This is a genomic window from Pseudomonas sp. gcc21 (genome assembly GCF_012844345.1).
Taxonomy (GTDB): Bacteria; Pseudomonadota; Gammaproteobacteria; order Pseudomonadales; family Pseudomonadaceae; genus Halopseudomonas.
On sequence record NZ_CP051625.1, the window covers coordinates 2,056,771 to 2,079,343 of the forward strand.

General features: G+C 58.6%; 19 protein-coding genes. 1 reads left to right on the forward strand and 18 read right to left on the reverse strand.

Annotated elements, in window-relative coordinates; translation table 11 throughout:
* Nucleotides 1-216 precede the first annotated feature (216 nt).
* Both secA and HG264_RS09460 read right to left on the reverse strand, forming a co-directional pair.
* Entirely contained in the window at nucleotides 217-2,952 is a 2,736-nt protein-coding gene (secA, locus tag HG264_RS09455; protein WP_169407427.1) for a preprotein translocase subunit SecA, read from the reverse strand.
* Nucleotides 2,953-3,225: 273 nt separating this feature from the next.
* Nucleotides 3,226-4,146, reverse strand: coding sequence for a M23 family metallopeptidase (locus tag HG264_RS09460; RefSeq protein WP_169407428.1), 921 nt, complete (start codon nucleotides 4,144-4,146; stop codon nucleotides 3,226-3,228).
* 77 nt (nucleotides 4,147-4,223) lie between these two features.
* Between HG264_RS09460 and HG264_RS09465 the strand changes: the two genes are divergently transcribed.
* Complete coding sequence (locus HG264_RS09465; protein ID WP_169409078.1) at nucleotides 4,224-4,676, forward strand: DUF721 domain-containing protein; 453 nt, start codon at nucleotides 4,224-4,226, stop codon at nucleotides 4,674-4,676.
* A 94-nt stretch (nucleotides 4,677-4,770) separates the two neighbouring features.
* On the opposite strand, the gene lpxC is transcribed toward HG264_RS09465, so the two are convergent.
* From lpxC to mraZ, 16 genes are all read right to left on the reverse strand, one after another.
* On the reverse strand, nucleotides 4,771-5,682 hold the full coding sequence (lpxC, locus tag HG264_RS09470; protein ID WP_150299487.1) for a UDP-3-O-acyl-N-acetylglucosamine deacetylase: 912 nt from the start codon (nucleotides 5,680-5,682) through the stop codon (nucleotides 4,771-4,773).
* Nucleotides 5,683-5,797: 115 nt separating this feature from the next.
* A complete protein-coding gene (gene ftsZ, locus HG264_RS09475; protein WP_169407429.1) occupies nucleotides 5,798-6,967 on the reverse strand; it encodes a cell division protein FtsZ in 1,170 nt (389 codons plus the stop codon).
* A gap of 59 nt (nucleotides 6,968-7,026) precedes the next feature.
* Nucleotides 7,027-8,256 (reverse strand): cell division protein FtsA, encoded by a 1,230-nt coding sequence (gene ftsA, locus HG264_RS09480; protein WP_169407430.1) that lies wholly within the window; start codon nucleotides 8,254-8,256, stop codon nucleotides 7,027-7,029.
* A 10-nt stretch (nucleotides 8,257-8,266) separates the two neighbouring features.
* Nucleotides 8,267-9,133, reverse strand: coding sequence for a cell division protein FtsQ/DivIB (locus HG264_RS09485; RefSeq protein ID WP_169407431.1), 867 nt, complete (start codon nucleotides 9,131-9,133; stop codon nucleotides 8,267-8,269).
* A 10-nt stretch (nucleotides 9,134-9,143) separates the two neighbouring features.
* Nucleotides 9,144-10,061, reverse strand: a complete 918-nt coding sequence (locus tag HG264_RS09490; RefSeq protein WP_169407432.1) for a D-alanine--D-alanine ligase — start codon at nucleotides 10,059-10,061, stop codon at nucleotides 9,144-9,146.
* On the reverse strand, nucleotides 10,061-11,470 hold the full coding sequence (murC, locus tag HG264_RS09495; RefSeq protein ID WP_169409079.1) for a UDP-N-acetylmuramate--L-alanine ligase: 1,410 nt from the start codon (nucleotides 11,468-11,470) through the stop codon (nucleotides 10,061-10,063). The genes HG264_RS09490 and murC overlap by 1 nt, the downstream gene beginning before the upstream one ends.
* Before the next feature lie 34 nt (nucleotides 11,471-11,504).
* Nucleotides 11,505-12,578 (reverse strand): undecaprenyldiphospho-muramoylpentapeptide beta-N-acetylglucosaminyltransferase, encoded by a 1,074-nt coding sequence (gene murG, locus HG264_RS09500; protein WP_169407433.1) that lies wholly within the window; start codon nucleotides 12,576-12,578, stop codon nucleotides 11,505-11,507.
* Entirely contained in the window at nucleotides 12,568-13,746 is a 1,179-nt protein-coding gene (ftsW, locus tag HG264_RS09505; protein ID WP_169407434.1) for a putative lipid II flippase FtsW, read from the reverse strand. The genes murG and ftsW overlap by 11 nt, the downstream gene beginning before the upstream one ends.
* Nucleotides 13,733-15,091: a UDP-N-acetylmuramoyl-L-alanine--D-glutamate ligase gene (gene murD / locus HG264_RS09510; RefSeq protein WP_169407435.1), complete on the reverse strand. Its 1,359-nt coding sequence runs from the start codon at nucleotides 15,089-15,091 to the stop codon at nucleotides 13,733-13,735. Before murD ends, ftsW begins: the two co-directional genes overlap by 14 nt.
* A 10-nt stretch (nucleotides 15,092-15,101) precedes the next feature.
* Nucleotides 15,102-16,184, reverse strand: coding sequence for a phospho-N-acetylmuramoyl-pentapeptide-transferase (gene mraY / locus HG264_RS09515; protein WP_169407436.1), 1,083 nt, complete (start codon nucleotides 16,182-16,184; stop codon nucleotides 15,102-15,104).
* Complete coding sequence (murF, locus tag HG264_RS09520) at nucleotides 16,184-17,566, reverse strand: UDP-N-acetylmuramoyl-tripeptide--D-alanyl-D-alanine ligase (protein WP_169407437.1); 1,383 nt, start codon at nucleotides 17,564-17,566, stop codon at nucleotides 16,184-16,186. The genes mraY and murF overlap by 1 nt, the downstream gene beginning before the upstream one ends.
* On the reverse strand, nucleotides 17,559-19,028 hold the full coding sequence (locus HG264_RS09525) for a UDP-N-acetylmuramoyl-L-alanyl-D-glutamate--2,6-diaminopimelate ligase (RefSeq protein ID WP_169407438.1): 1,470 nt from the start codon (nucleotides 19,026-19,028) through the stop codon (nucleotides 17,559-17,561). The genes murF and HG264_RS09525 overlap by 8 nt, the downstream gene beginning before the upstream one ends.
* Nucleotides 19,025-20,761: a penicillin-binding protein 2 gene (locus HG264_RS09530; protein WP_169407439.1), complete on the reverse strand. Its 1,737-nt coding sequence runs from the start codon at nucleotides 20,759-20,761 to the stop codon at nucleotides 19,025-19,027. The genes HG264_RS09525 and HG264_RS09530 overlap by 4 nt, the downstream gene beginning before the upstream one ends.
* Nucleotides 20,758-21,063 carry a cell division protein FtsL gene (ftsL, locus tag HG264_RS09535; RefSeq protein WP_372240159.1) on the reverse strand — a complete coding sequence of 102 codons (306 nt, stop codon included), beginning with the start codon at nucleotides 21,061-21,063 and terminating at the stop codon, nucleotides 20,758-20,760. The genes HG264_RS09530 and ftsL overlap by 4 nt, the downstream gene beginning before the upstream one ends.
* The gene (gene rsmH, locus HG264_RS09540) at nucleotides 21,063-22,001 is read right to left on the reverse strand and encodes a 16S rRNA (cytosine(1402)-N(4))-methyltransferase RsmH (RefSeq protein WP_169407440.1); all 939 of its coding nucleotides are present in this window, start codon (nucleotides 21,999-22,001) and stop codon (nucleotides 21,063-21,065) included. Before rsmH ends, ftsL begins: the two co-directional genes overlap by 1 nt.
* Nucleotides 21,998-22,450: a division/cell wall cluster transcriptional repressor MraZ gene (gene mraZ, locus HG264_RS09545; RefSeq protein WP_150299475.1), complete on the reverse strand. Its 453-nt coding sequence runs from the start codon at nucleotides 22,448-22,450 to the stop codon at nucleotides 21,998-22,000. Before mraZ ends, rsmH begins: the two co-directional genes overlap by 4 nt.
* Nucleotides 22,451-22,573: the final 123 nt, after the last annotated feature.

The window sequence follows — 22,573 nt, forward strand, 5'->3', positions numbered from 1 at the left end:
TGGGAGTTACGTTGAGATTGCACGTTCGATGGAGGGCCGGGTTCCATCCCGGCCTGGGTGCTCGCGGGTACACTGCTGGTCGAGATGGAACTCGACCTTCCATCGTTTGGCTTCATTCTGGCCGGGAGTGCTTGTCGAGAACCTCTGTGGTCGAGTCCTACCGCTGCCCTTGGAGTTCTACCTTCCCAAGGACCGCGGCCTATTAGACGGATGGATTCAGATCTGGCCGTGGCAGTGCTTGTACTTCTTGCCAGAGCCGCACGGACAAGGGTCGTTGCGGCCGACCTTCGGGCCTTCACGGGTGACAGGGGCACCAGTCGGCACAGGAGCACCCTGCTCTTCCTGATCACTTCCCTCGCCCACCGGAGCGACTTCCTCATGCTTGAATTGCATCCGCTTGGCCATTTCTTCAGCCTGGCGGCGCTGGCGCGCTTCTTCTTCCGCCGGATCTTCGCGGCGAACCTGAACATGACTCAGGATGCGGATCGTGTCGTGCTTGATCGACTCCAGCATCTCCTCAAACATGTTGAAGGCTTCGCGCTTGTATTCCTGCTTGGGATTCTTCTGGGCGTAGCCGCGTAAATGAATCCCCTGTCGCAGGTGGTCCATAGTCGCCAGATGTTCTTTCCACAGATCATCCAGGACACGCAGCAGCATTTGTTTCTCGAACGTACGCAGAGCCTCGGCGCCGGTCATTTCTTCTTTTTCTTTATAGGCTTTTACCAGCTCTTCAAGAATGCGCTGACGCAGGCCGTCTTCATGCAAGCGGTCGTCATCGTCCAGCCATTGCTGTATCGGAAGCTTGAGCGCAAATTCGTTTTCCAGGTGCTGCTCCAGGCCCGCCACATCCCACTGTTCAGGCAGGCTTTGCGGCGGGATGAACTGGCTAACCGCCGAAGCAACTACGTCTTCACGAATTGCGGTGATGGTCTCTTCGACGTTATCGGCAGCGAGAATCGAGTTGCGCTGACCGTAGATAACCTTACGTTGCTCGTTGGCGACGTCATCGTATTCCAGCAACTGCTTACGAATGTCGAAGTTGCGGCCTTCAACCTTGCGCTGAGCCTTTTCGATCGCGTTGGACACCATGCGATGCTCGATCGCCTCGCCCTTCTCCATACCCAGCGCCTTCATGAAGTTCTTCACCCGGTCAGAGGCGAAGATCCGCATGAGATTGTCTTCCAGAGACAGATAAAAGCGGCTGGAGCCCGGGTCGCCCTGACGACCGGAACGACCGCGCAGCTGGTTATCGATCCGGCGTGATTCGTGGCGTTCGCAGGCAATAATATGCAGACCGCCTGCATCCAGCACCTGCTGGTGACGCTCCTGCCAATCAGCCTTGATCTGTGCGACCTTCTCCGGTGACGGGTCCTCGAGGCTGGCAATTTCAGCTTCCCAGCTACCACCCAGAATAATGTCCGTACCGCGGCCAGCCATGTTGGTCGCAATAGTGACAGCGCCCGGGCGACCGGCCTGGGCGATGATCTCGGCTTCTTTCTCGTGGTATTTGGCGTTGAGTACCTTGTGTTCGATGCCTTCCTTGTTTAACAGCTGGGACACGACTTCCGAGGAATCGATGGTCGCGGTACCCACCAGCACCGGCCGGCCGCTTTCCCTGCAACCCTTGATGTCGGCAGCAATCGCAGCAAACTTTTCTTCTATGGTCAGGTAGACCAGATCGTTGTAATCCTTGCGGATCATTGGCTTGTTAGTCGGAATAACGACCACGTCCAGGTTATAGATCTGGCGGAATTCAAACGCTTCGGTATCGGCCGTACCGGTCATACCGGACAACTTGCTGTACAAACGGAAGTAGTTCTGGAAGGTGGTAGAAGCCAAAGTCTGGCTCTCAGCCTGAATCTTGAGTCCTTCTTTAGCCTCGATGGCCTGATGGAGCCCCTCGGAGAGACGGCGGCCAGGCATGGTGCGGCCGGTGTGCTCATCGACCAGCAATACCTGGTCATTCTGGACGATGTACTCAACATTGCGATGGAAGAGGGTGTGCGCCCGCAGTGCAGAATGCACGTGCTGCAGCAGCCCAAGATTCTGTGCCGCATACAGGCTGTCGCCCTCCGGCAGCAGACCTTCTCTTACCAGCAGCTCTTCGACATACTGGTGGCCACCTTCATTCAACTCGACCTGGCGGGTTTTTTCGTCGATGTAAAAATGACCCTCGACTTCTTCCTGGCCTTCTTCCGCCGGGTAGCCTCGCTTGAGCATGGGGATCAATTTATTGATCGCCGTGTACATCTGAGAACTGTCTTCGGCCGGTCCGGAAATGATCAACGGCGTCCGCGCCTCGTCGATAAGGATTGAATCCACCTCATCGACAATAGCGAAGTTCAGCTCGCGCTGGGCCTTGTCTTCCAGCCGGAACGCCATGTTGTCGCGCAGGTAATCGAAACCAAATTCGTTGTTGGTGCCGTAGGTGATATCGCACTGATAGGCTTGGCGTTTCTCCATCGGAGCCTGGAAAGGAACCACCACACCCACGGTCAATCCGAGAAACTCGTGAAGCGGACGCATCGAATTTGCATCCCGGCGCGCCAGATAGTCGTTTACGGTGACAACGTGTACGCCCTTGCCTGAGAGGGCATTGAGATAAGCCGGTAGGGTCGAAACAAGGGTCTTACCTTCCCCGGTCTTCATCTCTGCGATCTTGCCTTCATGCAGGACCACGCCACCAATCAACTGGACGTCAAAATGGCGCATACCCATGACGCGTTTACTGGCTTCACGTACGAGAGCGAAAGCTTCCGGCAATATCTGGTCGAGGGTTTCGCCCTTGGCCACCCGCTCCTTGAATTCGCCTGTTTTGGCCTTCAACTGTTCATCGCTTAGCGAGTTCAGGTTTTCTTCGAGAGCATTGATAGCGCTGACAATCCTGTTCATACGCTTCAGCTCACGCTCGTTCTTGCTTCCAAACAGTTTCTTCAATAAAGGCGCAAACATAGTCGACTTCGATATCCGTTTGATGGTTGGCGGGTCCAGATCAATCCGACCTGGCCCTTGCCGGGGATCTGGCATTCTACTCTGAATCCGACGAGACAATAAACCGCACGAAAATCAACCCGGGGCTGTGCCCTGCAGGCAACTGACACGTCGCAACGCAGCCTACCATGACGAACAAACCGGTAACGGAAGGAGCGCAGACTTTTAGCGCTCAGATAAGGACCCGCACCTTGAACGTGCGGGACCAGAGACGGGAAACGAAGGCAGGCTGAATTATTTCAGAGCAATATGACGGGCCGGGTTAACGGCCCGGCCATTGCTGAAGATCTCAAGATGCAGGTGCGGGCCAGTCGAGCGTCCAGTCGAGCCGACCTGGGCGATAACTTCGCCTTTCTTGACCAGATCACCTTTTGCCACTTCTAGTTTGTGCGCGTGGGCGTAACGACTTTTCAGACCGCTACCATGCGTAATCTCGACCATATTGCCATAGGCGCCCTTTCGCCCGGAAAAGGTAACCACACCAGCCCCGATCGCATGAATCGGTGTGCCACGGGGGGCGGCAAAATCAAGTCCTGAATGGTGAGACATACGCCCACTGATGGGGTCGGTGCGTCGTCCGAAACCTGATGAGATATAGCCTTCCTTCACAGGGAGATAATCAAGGAGCGCGTTGGCATCGGTCTGACGGTTGAGCACCAGTTCCTCAAGCAGCCGCAACTGCTGGGTGCGATTATCAATACGTTCCGCCAACTGGTCGATCACCGACTGAACCTCCGGGCCCTCATAGCGCATACTGTCCTTGCGCAATTCCGGACCACCCATACCAGGGTCAGTATTGAAATCGAATTCCCCATCGGACATATCGACCAGCTCGGTCAGACGTTCGCCGAGCGCATCCAGGCGGGTGAGTCGTGTTTGCAACCGGCCGAGCTGCTGAGTCATGCGTTCCAGCTGGGCTTGAGATTCTTCGGAAGAGGCGTCGGCCTGGTATTCCTGCAGCGTGTCATGCCACAGCTGGTCATAGTCGACCACTTGATTGGACAGGGTGGCTCTGGAATCCAGCGCTTGCCAGGTCAGGACGGCAGCGGCGGCGGGCATTGCGAGGATGATTACCGCTGCAAGAATTACCCAGGGCGTACTTAAAGTAAGGGCCCTGGCGGAGCCGTGGCGGTCAGTAAGTATAATGATGTTCACGTCATGATCCCCAGACAACTGGCTTCGTCATTCTGATAGGATGCCGGTTGCTCAATAACTCCGGTTCGCACTTTCTCATGGCTTTTACTCCGCTGGATGCTCGCCAACCTGGTGACTTGATACGCACCCATTCGACGCTGAAGGGCCTTTTCGCAAAGGCTCGAGCAGTTGAGCGCCTGCAGATACTGCTGGAAACAGTCATGGAACCGGCTGCACGTGAGCATTGCCGTGTTGCATCCTTGCGCGATGGTGTACTGCGGCTGGTGGTCACGGACAGCCATTGGGCGACCCGGATGCGCTACCAGCAAAAACGGCTGATACGCCAATTGCAGGCGTACACAGAGTTTGCAACCTTAACGAAAATACATTGTAAAGTTCAACCGCCACTGATCAAAAAAGCACCACCAGTTCGCAAAATGAGACACTCAAGAGTAGCGGCAACCAGCCTGCGCGAAACGGCCATGCAGATTGAAGACACATCACTCAGGGCCGCGCTTGAGCGCCTGGCAAAACATCACGAAGACGACTGACGACTCTGCTCGTCCTGTCTGAACAGGCAGCACGCCTTTAGTTCACCAAAAAAAACGGCCACCCGAGGTGGCCGCAGAAACGAAACGAAACGGTTTAGACCGCAGCCGCCGGGCGCATAAAGGAGATGGGCGCTGTGCCGGCGTCTTCGAAAGTAACTATTTCCCACGCATCCTTGGTAGCAAGCAGAGAACGAAGCAGCTTGTTATTCAGAGCATGTCCAGATTTGAAACCACGGAACTCACCAACCAGACTCTTGCCCAGCAGATACAGATCACCGATGGCGTCCAGTATCTTGTGTTTTACGAACTCGTCCTCATAGCGCAGGCCGTCTTCATTCAACACACGGTATTCATCCACCACGATGGCGTTATCCACGCTGCCACCCAACGCCAGGTTTTGCGAACGCAGGTATTCAATGTCGCGCATGAACCCGAAGGTCCGTGCTCGACTGACTTCCTTTACAAAGGAAGTGCTGGAGAAATCCACGCTGGCAAACTGGCTGCGACCACGAAATACCGGATGATCGAAGTCGATTCCGAAAGCCACTTTGAAACCTTCAAAAGGCACAAAGGTAGCTGTCTTGCCGTCTTCCTCAACCGTTACTTCACGTTTAATGCGGATGAACTGCTTGGCAGCATCTTGCTCCTCGATTCCTGCAGACTGAATCAGGAATACGAAGGGGCCGGCGCTGCCGTCCATGATCGGCACCTCTGGTGCGCTGAGTTCAACGTAGGCGTTATCGATTCCCAGGCCCGCCATGGCGGATAACAGGTGCTCGACAGTGTCGACCTTGGCACCATCCTTTATCAGGGTGGTGGACATGGTCGTCTCACCTACGAACTCGGCACGCGCCGGAATCTGTACCACTGGGTCAAGATCCACTCGGCAGAACACAATTCCGGTATCTACTGGCGCGGGTTTCAGCGTGAGATACACCTTCTCACCCGAATGCAGACCAACACCAGTGGCCCGGATGATGTTCTTCAGTGTGCGTTGTTTAATCATGTACGGGTTCCGCTTAGTTGCGAATAGTTTTCAACAAGTCGGCGTGCATCATAGCAAAACACGCCTTTGTTGAATACTGATCAGACCTATACGAGTGATTGACAGAGTCTATCTCTCAGTCAGCCTGCCTGCGCAAGAACGCCGGAATATCCAGGTAATCCAGATCTTCGGCCGGCTGGCTCAGGCGCGCGGCCGCAGCATTGCCGCCTACACTCGGATTACGCATGACGGTAGGACGGTCCAGTTCATTATAGTTGGGCGCGGAGCCTTCGGTATGACGATGGCGTGTCGCGGGCGTATTGTCGACGACCTTGACCGGCTTCTCGATGCGCGGACCCAGACCCGTGGCCACAACAGTCACTCGCAGCTCGTCACGCAGCTCAGGATCAATAACGGTGCCTACAACCACTGTAGCAGTCTCCGAGGCAAACTCCTCGACGGTGCTACCTACTTCAGAGAACTCGCCCAGCGACAGATCCGGACCGGCCGTAATATTGACCAGAATGCCGCGAGCGCCCATCAGGTTCACGTCTTCCAGCAACGGACTGCGGATAGCCGCTTCAGCCGCTTCGCGCGCACGGTTCGGGCCGCTTGCATGACCGGTACCCATCATGGCCATGCCCATCTCGCTCATGACTGTCTTCACGTCAGCAAAGTCGACGTTGATCATACCTGGACGCATGATCAGATCGGCGATGCCCTGGACCGCGCCGAGCAGCACGTCGTTGGCCTTGCTGAAGGCAGCCAACAGGCTGGCGTCCTTACCCAGAACCGTCAGCAGCTTTTCGTTGGGGATGGTGATCAACGAGTCCACATGCAGGCTCAGCTCGCGGATGCCTTCCTCGGCAATCTGCATACGCTTACGGCCTTCAAACGGGAACGGCTTGGTTACTACGGCAACGGTCAAGATGCCCATTTCGCGAGCGACTTCGGCAACAATCGGCGCAGCACCCGTACCGGTACCGCCGCCCATGCCTGCGGTGATGAAGACCATATCCGAGCCTTGCAGTACCTCAGCAATGCGCTCGCGGTCTTCAATGGCCGCTTCACGACCGATCAACGGGTTGGCACCAGCGCCCAGGCCCTTGGTGACTTCAGAGCCAAGCTGCAGAACCGTGCGTGCGCTGATGTTCTTCAGCGCCTGAGCATCGGTGTTGGCGCAGATGAAATCCACGCCTTCGACGTTGTTGATGACCATATGCTGGAGCGCATTACCGCCGCCGCCACCGACACCAACTACTTTTATAACTGCGTTTTGAGGAACGTTATCAATTAATTCAAACATGGTTCCATCTCCTGAGTTTTAACTCGTTTCGTTATTTCGGCCCGCTTTAGCGGGTCTGTTTAAAAATTGCCCTGGAACCACTTCTTCATGCGTCCCAACGGCGATGTTTTGCCCTGCTCCGGGCTACTGCTACCTTGCTCGTGGTGCTTGATGCCGTAGTGCAACAAGCCGACCCCTGTTGAATAAATGGGGTTACGCACCACATCAGTCAGTCCCTTGAATTCCTGTGGTACGCCGAGGCGTACCGGCATGTGGAATATCTCTTCTGCCAATTCCACGGCGCCTTCCATTTTTGCGGTTCCGCCGGTCAGTACGATGCCGGCGGGGACCATGTCTTCGTATCCTGAGCGACGCAGTTCAGCCTGGATCAGGGTGAACAATTCGTCGTAGCGCGGCTCAACCACTTCGGCCAGCGCCTGGCGCGAGAGGTCGCGGGGCGGACGTTCGCCGACGCTCGGAACCTTGATGGTTTCTTCCGGGCCGGCCAGTTTGGCCAGCGCGCACGCGTAACGGATCTTGATTTCTTCGGCGTACTGCGTAGGCGTACGCAGTGCCATGGCGATATCGTTGGTGACCTGATCACCGGCGATCGGAATTACCGCGGTGTGCCGGATCGCGCCTTCGGTGAAGATGGCGATATCCGTGGTACCGCCACCGATGTCGACCATGCACACGCCCAGCTCTTTTTCGTCCTCGGTGAGTACGGCGTAGCTGGAGGCGAGTTGCTCGAGAATCACGTCCTCGACCTCAAGCCCGCAGCGGCGGATGCACTTCTCGATGTTCTGCACTGCGTTGAGCGCGCACGTCACCAGGTGTACCTTGGCTTCCAGACGCACGCCCGACATTCCCAATGGCTCGCGCACGCCTTCCTGGTTATCGATCACGTATTCCTGCGGGAGGATATGCAGCACCTTCTGGTCAGCCGGGATCGCAACCGCCTGCCCCGCGTCGAGAACGCGTTCTATGTCTGCCTTGACCACTTCCCGATCACGAATGGCGACGATGCCGTGAGAGTTGAGGCTGCGAATATGATTGCCAGCCAGCCCTGCAAACACCGAATGAATCTGGCAGCCAGCCATCAGCTCCGCTTCTTCAATAGCGCGCTGGATTGACTGCACGGTGGATTCGATATTGACCACTACGCCTTTTTTCAGGCCTCGGGAGGGATGAGAGCCGATGCCGACGATTTCGAGTTCGCCGTCAGAGCCAATCTCACCCACAAGCGCGACCACCTTGGAGGTGCCAATATCGAGCCCGACTATCATCCTGGTACCCTGCTTGCTAGCCATAATCTTTCGGTTACTCTCCCGTTTCATCTTGAGCAGCCGGCTCGTGCCAGGCTACTGCCATGCTGTTGCTGTAACGCAAATCAACCCGCGCTATCTGATCCCGCCGCTCTGACAACACGAGCTGGTCGATGGTCAGGAATCGCTTCATTTTTTCTACGACGTCATCGCGTCCTAGCAATATCTGGATCCCGTCCTGGGTGGTCAGGAACCAGCTACCGCGCTCGCGCAGTTCCAGCTCAGCTACACCGTGGCCGTAAGGCCGTAGCAGTCGGTTGAACTGCTGATAGTTCTGCATCACCCGCCGCTTGGCGCGCTCCGGCCCGGTCAGACGCGGCAATTCGTCGAAGCGGTCGATATGTTCAGGCGAGAAGGCCTCGCCGGCGTTATTCAGCAGGGCGGTATCGCCCCACCGCGCGACCGGCAATTGCTCGTCCAGATTGACTACCAGACGGTCAGGCCAAACCCGTTTTACCGACGCTCCGGACACCCAGGACATGGCGTTGAGCTCGGCACTCAGCCCGTCGATATCGATGCCGAGAAAACTCTCGTCCAGATAGGGCTGGATAACCTGCTGCACCGCCTCGCGGTCGATGTATTGCAGATCCCCTTCGACGTTGATCACACTGATCGGCCGATCCGCTTGAGGCATCAGCTGGGTACCAAGCGCGTAAAGGCCGCCTGCGAGAACCAGCAACAGCACCGGCCACATCAGTTGCTGCAGGCGATCGCCCATTCCGGTCAGCCGGGGCCAACGCAGGTTCGGCCGAGACCACTTGCGTGGTGCGGGCGTCACGACGCGCACAGCACCACGAGCCGGGGACTGACGTCGCACCAGAGACTTGCTCGTACGCTGATCACGCACCATCAACCCCAACATGGTCCGGCCCTCAATACCCGGCGCCGGCAAGAATCGCCAGCACCAGATCGGTGAATGTCATCCCGGCGGCCGCAGCCGCCATGGGCACCAGGCTGTGGTCGGTCATACCGGGCACAGTGTTCACTTCAAGCAGGTAGAAACGCCCCGCCTCGTCCTGCATCACATCTACGCGGCCCCAGCCCCTGCAACCAACGGCATGGAATGCCTTCAAACACAGCTCTGCCAGTTCGGCTTCCTTGTCAGCGGGCAAGCCGCACGGACACTGATATTGAGTGTCGTTAGCCAGATACTTGGCGTCGTAATCGTAAAAGGTATGCGGGGTGCTCAAGCGGATCGCCGGCAACGCACGGTCATCCAGAATCGCGACGGTGAATTCGGCCCCCGTGATCCACTGCTCGACCAGCGTCTGGTCGTCGTAGGCGCGGGCGTCCTCACAGGCCTGTTCGAGTTCGGCCAGATTGTTGACCTTGGCCATACCTATGCTCGAGCCCTCATGGACCGGCTTGACGATCAGCGGTGTACCCAGCGTATCGATGATTGGTGGGCAGTCCGAGCGCTCGCTTAGCAAGGCGTGCTCCGGCGTGGACAGCCCAAGGCTGCGCCAGATCAGTTTGGTACGCAGCTTGTCCATACCCAATGCGGAAGCCATAACGCCGCTGCCGGTATAAGGAATTTTCAGGCTTTCAAGCAGCCCCTGAAGGCTACCGTCTTCACCGCCACGACCATGAAGGGCGATGAAAACCCGGTCCGGACGGTTGATAATAAGCTGTTCGGCGAGATCCGCACCCGCATCAATGCCATAGACGTCGACGCCTGCACTGCGCAATGCATCCAGCACCGCAGCGCCGGACTTCAGCGATACCTTACGCTCGGCGGATGTACCGCCGTAGAGGACTGCGACCTTGCCAAACCGGGTCGGTTCAATCATCAGACCTGCCCTCCCTGAGCGCTCAAGCGTGTCAGCGCGTCGGCTAACTGCGGCGCCAGTCCGGCAATGTCGCCAGCGCCCTGGGTCAAGAGAATATCGCCGGGCTTCAGCACGGCTTTCAGCAGGGGCATGACGTCAGCATCACGCTCTACATAGATAGGATCGATCTGACCACGCTGACGGATGCTGCGGCACAACTGTTTGCTGTCCGCGCCCGGCACCGGCTCTTCTCCTGCCGGGTAGACCTCCATCAGCAGCAAGGCGTTGGTCTCGCCCAGAACCTGTACGAAGTCCTCATACAGGTCACGCGTGCGGCTATAACGGTGCGGCTGATAAATCATCACCAGGCGCCGCTCGGGCCAGCCGGCACGTACGGCCTTGATCACTGCGCCCACTTCGCGGGGATGGTGGCCGTAATCGTCAACCAGCATTACTTCGCCGCCGTCCAGCGCGTAATCGCCATATACTTGGAAGCGGCGCCCTACGCCTTCGAACCCAGTCAGACCCTTGACAATGGCGGCATCGCTGACGCCTTCATCGGTGGCCACTGCAATGGTCGCAAGCGCATTCAGCACGTTATGAACGCCCGGCATGTTGACCCAAAGTTTCAGGTCTTCGTGGCCGTCGCGCTGCACGGTAAAGAATGTCGACATGCCCTTCTGATGAATATCCACGGCGCGTACATCGGCGTCGCTGGACTGCCCGTAGGTAATGACCTGACGGTTGATTTGCGGAAGGATCTCGCGCACGACCGGATCATCGATACACAGCACAGCCAGTCCGTAAAACGGCAGGTTGTGCAGAAAATCAACGAAGGTGCGCTTGAGCCGGTTGAAGTCACCTTCGTAGGTCGCCATATGATCGGCGTCGATATTGGTGACGATGGCAACCATCGGCTGCAGATGCAGGAAGGAGGCGTCGCTCTCGTCTGCCTCGGCAACCAGGTAACGGCTCTCACCCAATTGTGCATTGGTGCCCGCACTGGTCAGCTTGCCACCAATAACGAAGGTAGGGCTTAACCCTTCAGCCGCCAGGACCGAGGCGATCAGGCTGGTGGTGGTGGTCTTGCCATGTGTTCCCGCCACTGCGATGCCATGCCGGTAGCGCATCAGCTCAGCGAGCATCTCTGCGCGTGGCACAACCGGAATGCGCCGCTCGAATGCAGCCGCGACTTCCGGGTTCTGCTTATTGATCGCACTGGACACCACCAGCACATCAGCTTGCTGGACATTTTCCGGACGATGGCCGATATCAACCCGGGCACCAAAGCTTTCCAGGCGCTGGGTGACGGCGGAACGCTTCAGATCCGAACCGGAAACCATATACCCAAGATTGAGTAATACCTCGGCGATGCCACACATACCCGCCCCGCCGATACCGACAAAGTGAATACGGCGGATGCGGCGCATCTCTGGCAGCGCGAAGGTCGCAGCGGAACGGGGCTTATTCACCACGGGCGACCTCCAGGCAGGCGTTGATCACGTCTGCGGTTGCATTGGGTGCGGCCTGCTTGCGAGCGTTGTCTGCCATCTGTTGCAAAATCTCCGGATGGGTAAAGAGGTATTCCATTCGTTCCGCCAGTAGTTCTTTGGTCAGCGTGGCCTGGGGCAGCAGCTCGGCCGCGCCATGGTCGGCCAGGAAACGCGCGTTTGCGCTCTGATGGTCGTCAATCGCGTGGGGCAAGGGCACCAATAATGACGGGCGCCCTGCTGCTGCGAGTTCACATACGGTGAGCGCGCCGGAGCGGCATACCACCAGGTCAGCCCAGGCATAGGCTGCAGCCATGTCAGCGATGAATGGCTCGACCTTCGCCTCGACGCCCGCGCTCTTGTATGTCTCGCTGGTCAGCTCAATATGCAGCTTGCCGCACTGGTGCCAGATTTCCGGACGCTTGGATGCATCCACCGCGCCCATCGCTTCGGGCAGCATGCGGTTGAGCGGCAACGCGCCAAGACTGCCGCCAAGTACCAGCAGGCGTGGACGACGCTGGCCGTCCCAGCTCATAGCCGGTACCTGAAAGATTTCTTCCCGCACGGGGTTACCGGTGCTGCGACGCTTGCTGTCGTTCGCAAAGCTGCCCGGAAAGCCTTCGCAGCGGCGGGCCGCGATGGTCGCCAACAGCCGGTTGGCTGTACCGACTACCGCGTTCTGCTCGTGAATGATCACAGGAATCCGCTTCATCCAGGCTGCCAATCCACCGGGACCGGTCACATAGCCACCGGCGCCCAGTACGAAGGCCGGCTGGACCGTACGAATCACTTGTAATGATTGACGCAGTGCGCGAGTCAGACTCAGGGGCGCTTTCAAAAGATCGGCTTTGCTCTTGCCGCGCAGCCCCTGAATGTCGATGTAATGGATCGGGAAATCCGCCGCCGGCACCAGCTCACTTTCAATCCCGCGCCGCGTGCCCAGCCAGTGCACGTCATAGCCCTTGTCGCGCAGTAAACGCGCGCAGGCCAGCGCAGGGAACACATGTCCTCCGGTGCCGCCAGCCATGACCAGAACGCTATTTTTCATTGCCGGCCTCCCGTAACGCCTGACGGCGCTCCCAGTCGATCCGCAGCAACAAGCCCAGGCAGATACAGCACACGACAAGCGAGCTGCCGCCATAACTCAGAAACGGAAGCGTCAAGCCCTTGGTCGGAAGCAGGCCTACGTTCACGCCCACATTGATCAGGATCTGGCCGCACCACATGATGGCCAGGCCGTAGGCCAGATAAGCGGAGAACAGCCGACCCGCGCGCTCAGCCCACAAACCGATATAAAGGCTACGGACCGCCACGAATATCAACAGGCCAAAAGCGGCCAGCGCACCGATAAGGCCCATCTCTTCGGCCAGCACGGCGAAAACGAAATCGGTGTGTGCTTCGGGCAGATAGAACTGCTTCTGCACACTATTGCCCAGACCGGTGCCGAACCAACTGCCGCGGCCAAAAGCGATCAATGCCTGAGTAAGCTGGTAGCCGGTGCCGAACGGATCGGTCCAGGGGTCCAGAAAGCCCGTCAGACGCTGCAGACGATAGGGTTCAAATAACACCAGGAGCCCGCCAAGCGCGCCAAGAGCACCAAACAGCAGCGTGAAGCGGAACAAGCCCACCCCTCCCAGGAACAGCATGCCAGTTGCAGCACCCATCAGGACAACGGTCGCACCGAAGTCCGGCTCGATGACCAGCAGCCAGGCCATGGGGCCAAGCACCATGAATGGCTTGATGAACCCAAACCACTTCTCCTTGACCTCTTTCTGGCGCTGCACCAGATACCCGGCCAGAAATACCACTGCAAACAGCTTCGCCAGCTCGGAGGGCTGAATATTGATCGGGCCGACCGCAATCCAGCGCCAGCTGCCGTTAACCTCACGACCGATACCGGGAATCAACACCGCAATCAGCAAGCCGAAGCCGACGAACAACAGTGGAAAGCGGAACTGCTGCCAAAGATTCACCGGAATCGACAGCACGACGACCAGCGCGCCGATAGCGATCGCCAGATAGATCAGCTGGCGGATCATGTAGAACAACGGGTTACCCAGCTGACCGGCGGCGACTTCCATCGATGACGAGGTGACCATCACCACACCCAGGCCCAACAGGCACAGCGCGGCTACCAAAAGCGGCATATCCATATCGAAACGCCGCTCACCCAGGAGCGGTGCGGCGGAACGCTGTAACACATCAGTCAAGATCATGTGTCAGCCTCCCTACCGCTTCGGCGAACAAGCGTCCGCGCTCTTCGAAGTTCTTGAACATATCCAGGCTGGCGCAGGCTGGCGACAACAGGACCGCATCACCCGGCTGTGCCACGTCGGCGGCGGCTGTTACGGCCTGCTCGATCGAATCAACGCGGATGACTGGTACGACGTTGCCCAGCGCCTGAACCAGCTCAGCTGCATCGCGGCCCAGCAATACGGCGGCCCGACAATATCGGCTGACTGGCTCGCGTAGCGGTGTGAAATCGGCACCCTTGCCGTCGCCGCCCGCAATCAACACCTGTTTACCTTGCAGGTCCGCACCGAAACCCTCGATCGCAGCGAGCGCGGCTCCCACGTTGGTAGCCTTGGAATCATCGTAATAATCAACGTCAGCATGTTTGCCGACCCACTGACACCGATGCGGCAAACCGGTGAAACTACGCAGCGCATCCAGCATGGCCGGGAACGGCAGCCCGGCAGCATGACCCAGCGCCAGCGCGGCCAGCGCGTTCGACTGATTATGCGCGCCGCGGATCTTTAGCTCGGCAACCGGCATCAGTGCCTTGAATTCGAAGGCGAGCCAGGTTTCGCCGCCCTCTTCGATCAAACCGAAGCCTTTGAAATCGGGGCGTGACAGGCCAAAGGTCCATTGCGGTAATTGATCAGCCACCAGCGGCCGGGAAAGCAGGTCGTCGCGGTTGATGACTACCTGACGCGCGCCGCTGAAAATCCGGTGTTTGGCCTGATGATAAGCAGCCAGGTTGGCATAGCGGTCCATATGGTCTTCGCTGACGTTGAGGACCGTTGCCACTTCGGCATTGAGCCGCTCGGTAGTTTCCAGCTGAAAGCTTGATAGCTCGATCACATAAAGACCAGCGTGTTGGTCAAGCAAGTCCAGCGCAGGCTTGCCGAGGTTGCCGCCGACTGCCACGCGGATCCCGGCGGCGCGCGCCATCTCACCAACCAGGGTGGTCACTGTGCTTTTGGCGTTCGAGCCGGTGATCGCAATGATCGGCGCCTTCGCCTCGCGGGCGAATAATTCAATATCGCCCACCAACTTGACGCCAGCCTCGCGCGCCTGCTGCAACGCCGGCGTCGACAGCGCTATACCCGGGCTGACAACCAACTCCGCAGCCGAGCACAGCACGTCCGCATCCAGCTCACCGAGATAGAGATCCGCCATCGGCGCAAAACGCTTCAGCTGATCCAGGCCCGGCGGATGTTGACGGGTATCCGCCACGCCGAATGGCATCCCACGGCCGGCCAGAAAACGGGCGACCGAGAGCCCGGTGCTGCCGAGCCCGACGATGATCCGTTTCTTGTCCGTGGTTATCAATGACACAGTTTCTTCCTCAGCGCAGCTTCAGGGTGGCCAGTCCGATCAGCACCAGCACGACGGTGATGATCCAGAAACGCACAATGACCCGGGGTTCGGGCCAACCCTTCAATTCGAAATGGTGGTGAATGGGCGCCATGCGAAACACCCGTCTACCGGTCAGCTTGAATGAAGCGACCTGCACAATGACCGAAAGCGTTTCGACGACGAAAATGCCGCCCATGATGAACAGTACGATTTCCTGGCGAACGATCACGGCGATCACGCCCAGTGCGGCACCGAGAGCCAGCGCGCCCACATCGCCCATAAATACCTGGGCGGGATAAGTGTTAAACCAGAGAAATCCGAGTCCGGCGCCAATCAGCGCACCGCAGAATATGACCAGTTCGCCAGCGCCGGGCACATGCGGAATCAGCAGGTATTCAGCGAAACGAACGTTGCCGGAGAGATAAGCGAAAATGCCCAGCGCACCGCCGACCATCACCGTCGGCATGATTGCCAGACCATCAAGCCCGTCGGTCAGGTTGACCGCGTTGCTCGAGCCGACGATTACGAAATAGGTCAAAACGATGAAGCCGAGTCCCAGCTGGAACTCGACATGCTTGAAGAACGGCACGATCAACGTCGTTTCGATCGGCGTCTTTGCGGTCAGATAAAGAATCACTGCGGCAACCAGACCGAACACTGACTGCCAGAAATACTTCCAGCGCGACGGCAGGCCGCGGGAGTTCTTCTCCACGACCTTGCGGTAATCATCCACCCAACCGATCGCACCAAACGACAGTGTGACGCCAAGGACAACCCACACATAGATGTTGCGCAGATCTGCCCATAATAACGTGGCGATTGCGATAGCGATCAATATCAATGCGCCGCCCATGGTCGGCGTGCCGGCCTTGGACAGGTGCGACTGCGGGCCATCATTACGTACGGACTGACCAATCTGCCGGAAGCTCAGTGAACGGATCATCCACGGACCAACAAACAGCGCGAGACCGAGCGCGGTAAGCACGCCCAGAATCGCCCGCAGTGACAGGTACTGAAATACCGAGAAACCGGTATGAAATTGCTGCAGGTATTGGGCAAGTAAAAGCAGCATTAGCCGACCTTCCTGTCGTTATCGTCATCCAGAGTGGCGACCAGACCTGCTACCACCTCCTCCATTCCTGCGCTGCGCGACCCCTTGACCAGGACGCGAACATCCGGGCCAAGCTGCGCTTTCAGCGCTTCGATCAGTTCTTTTTTGCTCGCGAAAACAAACGCGCCTTCACCAAACCGGTCAGCCGCCAGAGCCGACAGGCGGCCCACGGCGTACAGCGCCTCGATACCCTGTTGACGAGCGTGCTCACCTACTTCCTGATGGGAATCGCTTTCCCACTCACCGAGCTCCGCCATATCACCCAGCACCAGAATGCGGCGGCCATCGAAACAGGCGAGCAGATCAATCGCAGCCTTTACCGAAGCCGGGCTGGCGTTATAGCTATCGTCGATGACAATGGATCCAGCAAACCCTTTCCGGCTGGCAGCGCGACCCGACATCGGTTGCACACTGGCCAATCCGCTGCGGATGTACTCAAGTTCAACATCCAGCGCCAGGGCGGCACCCGTGGCGGCCAGCGCATTGGCAACGTTGTGCTCACCGAGCAGATTCAACTGGACGCTGACTTCGCCTTTAGGCGTGACCAGCCTGAAGCCCGGGCAGCCCCGCTCATCAAGCTTGATTGACTCCGCGCGCACCTCAGCTGTCGGGTTCTTGAGGCTGAACACGTAGCTTTTGCGCTTGCCCAGCAGCTGGTACCAGCTCTCAAACCAAGGGCTATCCAGGTTGATAACGGCCTTACCCTTGGTGCTGAGGCAGCTGAAAATCTCGCCCTTGGCCTTGGCGATATTGTCCAGACTGCCGAAGCGCCCGACATGGGCATTGCCTGCATTGGTCAACACGCTAACCGTTGGCTTGGCGATTTCCATGCTGTACGCGATATCGCCACGAGCAGCAGCGCCCATCTCGATCACGGCATAGCGGTGCTCATTGCTCAGGCCGAGCAACGTCATGGGAACACCGATTTCATTATTCAGGTTGCCCTGGGTTGCCAGCACCGGGCCAAGCGGTCGCAGAATCGCAGCGACCATTTCTTTTACGGTTGTCTTGCCGCTGGAGCCGGTAATTGCAACCAACGGACCGCTGTAGGCTGCCCGGGCAAGGCCGGCCAACTGCCCCAGCGCGCGCAGGCTGTCATGCACCAGCAGCTGCGGGAGCGGATCTTCAACGAGATACTCGACCATCGCGCAGGTTGCGCCACGTGCGCGAGCGTCGGCCAGGTGATCGTGTCCATTGGTGCGCGTTCCGGCAAGCGCGACGAACAAGCCACCCGGCTGGATCGCGCGGCTATCAAAGGCAACGCTGTCAAACTCGGCGTCAACGCCCTTCAACGTTGCAGCGAGAGGGCTGACCAGATCGGACAGGCGCATGGCTTCAAGCATGGCTCGCCTCCCACTGCTGCAAGGCACGTTCTGCCTGTTCAATATCACTGAAAGCGTGGCGCACGCCGTTTATCTCCTGATAGGTTTCGTGGCCCTTGCCGGCCAAAAGAATGACGTCCTCGTGGTGCGCGCGACTGATGGTGTGCGCGATCGCCTCGGCACGATTGGCAAGGACTGTGATGTTTTGCGGCTTGCCGAGACCCTGGCAGATCTGCCCGATGATGCTTGCTGAGGGTTCATTGCGGGGGTTGTCGTCTGTCACCACCACGCGGTCGGCATAGCGTTCGGCGATTTGGCCCATCAGCGGACGCTTGCCCGCGTCCCGATTGCCACCGCAGCCGAAAATACACGTCAAACGTCCGCTGACGTGGGCACGCAGCGCAATCAACGCCTTTTCCAATGCGTCGGGCGTGTGGGCGTAATCGACCACGACCAGAGGACGCGAACCACCGCCCAGGCGCTGCATTCTGCCTGCTGGAGCACGCAATCCGGCAGCACGCTCTACTGCTTGATGCAGGCTGAAACCGAGCACCAACAGACTGCCCGTCACGGCCAGCAGATTGCTGAGATTGAACTCGCCGAGCAGCTCGCTATGCAGCGACGATTGCTCGTCTTCAAAATGCAGTAGCGCGTGGATGCCCGCAGCGTCATAGCGCACGTCGCTGCAATGCAGCGGCGCAGTCGCATCCATCAGACTGAAACCAAGCAGCCGCGCGGTGCCTTCGCGCGGCGGACAGCGCTCCATTAGCCGACGACCTGCAGGATCATCGAGGTTGATCACCGCGTGGCACCCGCCAGCATCAAACAGGCGCGCCTTGGCGGCTTCATAGCTGATCATGTCGCCGTGATAGTCAAGATGATCGCGGGTCAGGTTGGTAAACACAGCGACATCAAAAGCCAGCGCGGCGACCCGGCCCTGGTCCAGCGCGTGGGAGGACACTTCCATACACACCGCTGCGGCCCCGGCGTCACGCAAGCGCGCGAGCTGACCCTGAACATTCACCGCATCCGGCGTAGTCATACCATGGTCAGTCAACGCACCCGGCATGCCACTACCCAAGGTGCCGATCACACCGCAAGGGGTATCCAGTTCGTTCAATGCCTGTGCCAGCATCTGACTAACCGACGTTTTGCCGTTGGTTCCGGTGATGCCCACCAGCGTTAGAGCGGCGGACGGCTCACCATAGAAGCGGCCGGCGATCGCGGAAATCTGCTCAGCCAACTGCGGCACAGCCAGCATTGGCACGGCGCCTTCATAATGACGATCATCGGTAGCGTCATATGCAACCGCTACTGCACCCGCTTCGATGGCCTGATCGATGTAATCCCGGCCATCCACTTTCAGGCCGGGAACAGCCAGAAACAGGTAGCCGCTCTTGACTTGCCGACTATCCAGCGCAAGGCCTGTGACGCTGACATCCTGGCCTAACCAATCCGGAAACAACTGGCGCAGAGTGATCATCCGCGGAACCCTCCCTTGGTCGGAGGGATTTCCACCTGCTGCAACTCCGGCATGTTATCCGGAGCAATATTCATCAGCCGCAATGCACCGGCCATCAGATCACTGAAGATCGGCGCCGCGACCAGCCCGCCGTAATAGCCGCCCTTGCTCGGCTCGTCGACGACGATAGCGATGGCGATCCGCGGATCGGTGCTCGGCGCGAAGCCGGCAAACAGGGACCGGTACGAGTCTTCTTTGTAACCCTTGCTGGTATGACTGGCTTTGCGCGCGGTACCACTCTTACCGGAGACATGATATCCGGGGACCAATGCGCGATGCGTTCCGCCCTGGCCTTCGATAACCTCCTGCAACATTTCCTGAACCGCCTTGGCCACGTCCTCGGAAATGACCTGTTCACCCGCCGGAGCATCCTTGACGCGCAGCAGCGACAGCGGAACCTTGCGGCCATCATTGGCCAGCACGGCATACGCTTGCGCCAGCTGAACAGTGGTCAACGACAAGCCGTAGCCATACGAAAGCGTTGCGGTTTCGGCCTGGCCCCACTCGCGGTAGCTGGGCAGGTTGCCGACCTGCTCACCCGGAAAGCCGAGACCGGAATACTCGCCAAGCCCGACGCCCTGCAAGACCTCACGGATGGCCGGCCCGCCAACATCGAACGCAATCTTGCTCATGCCGACGTTACTTGATTTAAGCAGGATGCCGGCCAGATCAAGCTTGCCGCCCGGTGCGCGGGAGACATCGCGGATGGTGTATCGGCCAATCCTCAAGGTACCGGGATAAACGTCCACCTCATCTGTAGTTTTCCAGCGCCCCGTAGCCAGGGCAGCGCTCATGGAAAACGGCTTCATGGTCGAACCCGGTTCGAACACATCGATCAGTGCGCGGTTACGCATCATTTCGGGCTTGAGGTTGGCGCGATTGTTGGGGTTGTAACTGGGGTGATTGACCATCGCCAGCACTTCACCCGTACGCACGTCAATCATCACCAGAGAACCGCCCTTGGCATCGAACTCCTTCAGTCCCTTGCGCAGCTCCCGGTGAGCCAGGTACTGCAGGCGCAGGTCGATGGACAAGGCGAGATCGTTGCCGGGACGGGCATTCTTGACCACCTGCACGTCCTTGATCAGGCGGCCACGACGGTCCTGCAATACCTGACGGCTGCCCGGAACACCTTGCAGCCATTCGTTATAGGCAAGCTCGAGACCCTCCTGACCGTGCTCATCGACGTTGGTAAAGCCGACCAGGTGAGAGGTGACATCACCGGCAGGATAGAAGCGGCGGTATTCTTCCTGGCTGTAAACGCCGGGAATCTTCAGGTCGACAACCGCAGCGCCATCCTGTGGCGTCATTCGGCGGCGCAGATAGATAAACTCGCGTTCGGCGTTGGCCTTCAGACGCTCGCTGAAGGTGGCCAGGTCAGTCCCCAGCGCCTGGGCCAGTTCAGGCCAGCGCTGTTGCTGAGAAATGAGTTGCGTCGGATTGGCCCAGATAGTCAGAACCGGCGTGCTGACGGCCAGCGGCTCGCCATTGCGATCAGTTATCTGCCCGCGGTGCGCGGTGATGGGTACGTGACGCAGGCTGCGCTTGTCGCCCTGATTGCGGAGAAACCCACCGTCCAGCACGTGCAGCTGCACGATCTGCCAGCTGATGACCGCGCAACAGACGCCCAACGCACCGATGACGATCCGGAATCGCCACGGGTGCAGACTGCCATTGGGCTTGATCCTGATCATGGCTTCACCAGTACCACTTCGACCGCAGACGGCACGCGCATGTCGAGCTTGCTGCGGGCGATGCTTTCCACACGGTGATGGGCCGTCCAGGTGCTTTGCTCAAGAACCAGGCGGCCCCAATCGGCCTGTGCCTTTTCGCGCTGCTTCATCTCGGCGTCGAGCTCATTCAGCAGAGTGCGGCTCCAATGGGCGCTATAGGGCACCGCCAGCGCACTGACCAGAATCAGCAGACCGACCACCATCAACCAGCCACTGCTACGTGGCAGACCGGTGCGCTCCTGAAAGGTCATCTGCTCAGCCATCAGCGTTTCTCCGCGATTCGCAGCATGGCACTGCGCGCACGTGGATTACCCGCGACTTCCTCAGCCGAAGGTTTGATGGCTTTGCCGATCAGGTTGATGCTGACCGGGATATCGATTTCACGTATGGGCAGCCCGCGGGGAATGGGCGCACCCTTGGCCTCGCGGCGCATGAACTGCTTGACCAGACGATCTTCCAGCGAGTGGAAGCTGATCACCACCAGGCGGCCGCCTGGCGCCAACACATCAAGCGCAGCCTTGAGCCCGTCAGCCAGGTCCTCCAGCTCGCGGTTGATGAAAATACGGATACCCTGGAAAGCGCGTGTCGCCGGGTGCTTGTGTTTCTCCCAGGCAGGATTGGCTTCCTTGATGACTTCCGCCAGATCGGCAGTGCGAGTAAAGGGTTGCTCGGCGCGGCGCATGACGATGGCGCGCGCCATCCGCCGGGCGAAACGCTCTTCGCCGTATTCCTTCAGAACAGTGGCGATATCCGCTTCTTCTGCGCTGTTGATCCACTCAGCTGCGCTTTGTCCCTGAGCGGGATCCATGCGCATATCCAGCGGGCCATCATTCAGAAAACTGAAGCCGCGCTCGGCATCATCGAGCTGGGGCGAGGACACACCCAGATCCAGTAACACACCGTTGACCTGGCCGTGCAAACCAAGCTGCCGCAGCTCTTCAGCCATATCGGCAAAGCTGCGGCGTACAACGACAAAGCGGCCGTCATCGGCCGCCAGTTGAGTTCCGACCCGAATTGCCTCCGGGTCCTTATCAAAACCGATGAGCCGTCCGACTTTGGAAAGTCTGGATAGAATGGCTCTACTATGCCCTCCTCGGCCAAATGTGCCGTCCACGTACAAGCCGTCCGGCTGCACCGCCAGGCCCTTGAGCGCTTCGTCAAGCAGGACACTTATATGCTGGAACACGGGAGACTGACTCATAGGCTCAACGACTGCAGTTCAACCGGCAATTCGCCAGCATCCTGCACCTCAAGATAGGCTTCGGTCGTCGCGTTCCACTCGTCCTCGCTCCACAATTCGAATTTGTTCAGCTGACCTACCAGCATGACTTTCTTATCGAGACCGGCGTGCTCGCGCAGTAATGGCGGCACCACGAAACGGCCGTTACCGTCCAGCTCGATCTCGTTAGCGTTACCAATCAACAACCGGTTCAGCCGTTTTACTGCAGGGTTCATATTGGGGGCCTTCTTTAACTGCTGTTCTACTAGTTCCCATTCCTGCAGCGGATAGATCCACAGGCAACGCTCTTCGAGGGCAATCGTCGCTATCAAGTGGCCACCGCAGGACTCAAGCAGCCGATCGCGATACCGAGCCGGCATGGCGAGGCGCCCTTTAGCGTCCAGATTGATGGCACTCGTTCCTCGAAACACGCTCCTGCTACCCCCACTGAATGGCTATCCCTGCCAAAAAATCCCACTTTCGTCCACATCACACCACTTCGGCACACTATAGGAATGCGCCAATAGACCGTCAAGTGAGCATTTCACTGAAAC

Excerpts from the sequence above, each read along its gene's own strand:
- secA (WP_169407427.1), bottom strand. The coding sequence starts at position 2,952 with ATGTTTGCGCCTTTATTGAAGAAACTGTTTGGAAGCAAGAACGAGCGT.
- HG264_RS09465 (WP_169409078.1), top strand. The coding sequence starts at position 4,224 with ATGGCTTTTACTCCGCTGGATGCTCGCCAACCTGGTGACTTGATACGC.
- lpxC (WP_150299487.1), bottom strand. The coding sequence starts at position 5,682 with ATGATTAAACAACGCACACTGAAGAACATCATCCGGGCCACTGGTGTT.
- ftsZ (WP_169407429.1), bottom strand. The coding sequence starts at position 6,967 with ATGTTTGAATTAATTGATAACGTTCCTCAAAACGCAGTTATAAAAGTA.
- ftsA (WP_169407430.1), bottom strand. The coding sequence starts at position 8,256 with ATGGCTAGCAAGCAGGGTACCAGGATGATAGTCGGGCTCGATATTGGC.
- HG264_RS09485 (WP_169407431.1), bottom strand. The coding sequence starts at position 9,133 with ATGTTGGGGTTGATGGTGCGTGATCAGCGTACGAGCAAGTCTCTGGTG.
- HG264_RS09490 (WP_169407432.1), bottom strand. The coding sequence starts at position 10,061 with ATGATTGAACCGACCCGGTTTGGCAAGGTCGCAGTCCTCTACGGCGGT.
- murC (WP_169409079.1), bottom strand. The coding sequence starts at position 11,470 with ATGCGCCGCATCCGCCGTATTCACTTTGTCGGTATCGGCGGGGCGGGT.
- murG (WP_169407433.1), bottom strand. The coding sequence starts at position 12,578 with ATGAAAAATAGCGTTCTGGTCATGGCTGGCGGCACCGGAGGACATGTG.
- ftsW (WP_169407434.1), bottom strand. The coding sequence starts at position 13,746 with ATGATCTTGACTGATGTGTTACAGCGTTCCGCCGCACCGCTCCTGGGT.
- mraY (WP_169407436.1), bottom strand. The coding sequence starts at position 16,184 with ATGCTGCTTTTACTTGCCCAATACCTGCAGCAATTTCATACCGGTTTC.
- murF (WP_169407437.1), bottom strand. The coding sequence starts at position 17,566 with ATGCTTGAAGCCATGCGCCTGTCCGATCTGGTCAGCCCTCTCGCTGCA.
- HG264_RS09525 (WP_169407438.1), bottom strand. The coding sequence starts at position 19,028 with ATGATCACTCTGCGCCAGTTGTTTCCGGATTGGTTAGGCCAGGATGTC.
- HG264_RS09530 (WP_169407439.1), bottom strand. The coding sequence starts at position 20,761 with ATGATCAGGATCAAGCCCAATGGCAGTCTGCACCCGTGGCGATTCCGG.
- ftsL (WP_372240159.1), bottom strand. The coding sequence starts at position 21,063 with ATGGCTGAGCAGATGACCTTTCAGGAGCGCACCGGTCTGCCACGTAGC.
- rsmH (WP_169407440.1), bottom strand. The coding sequence starts at position 22,001 with ATGAGTCAGTCTCCCGTGTTCCAGCATATAAGTGTCCTGCTTGACGAA.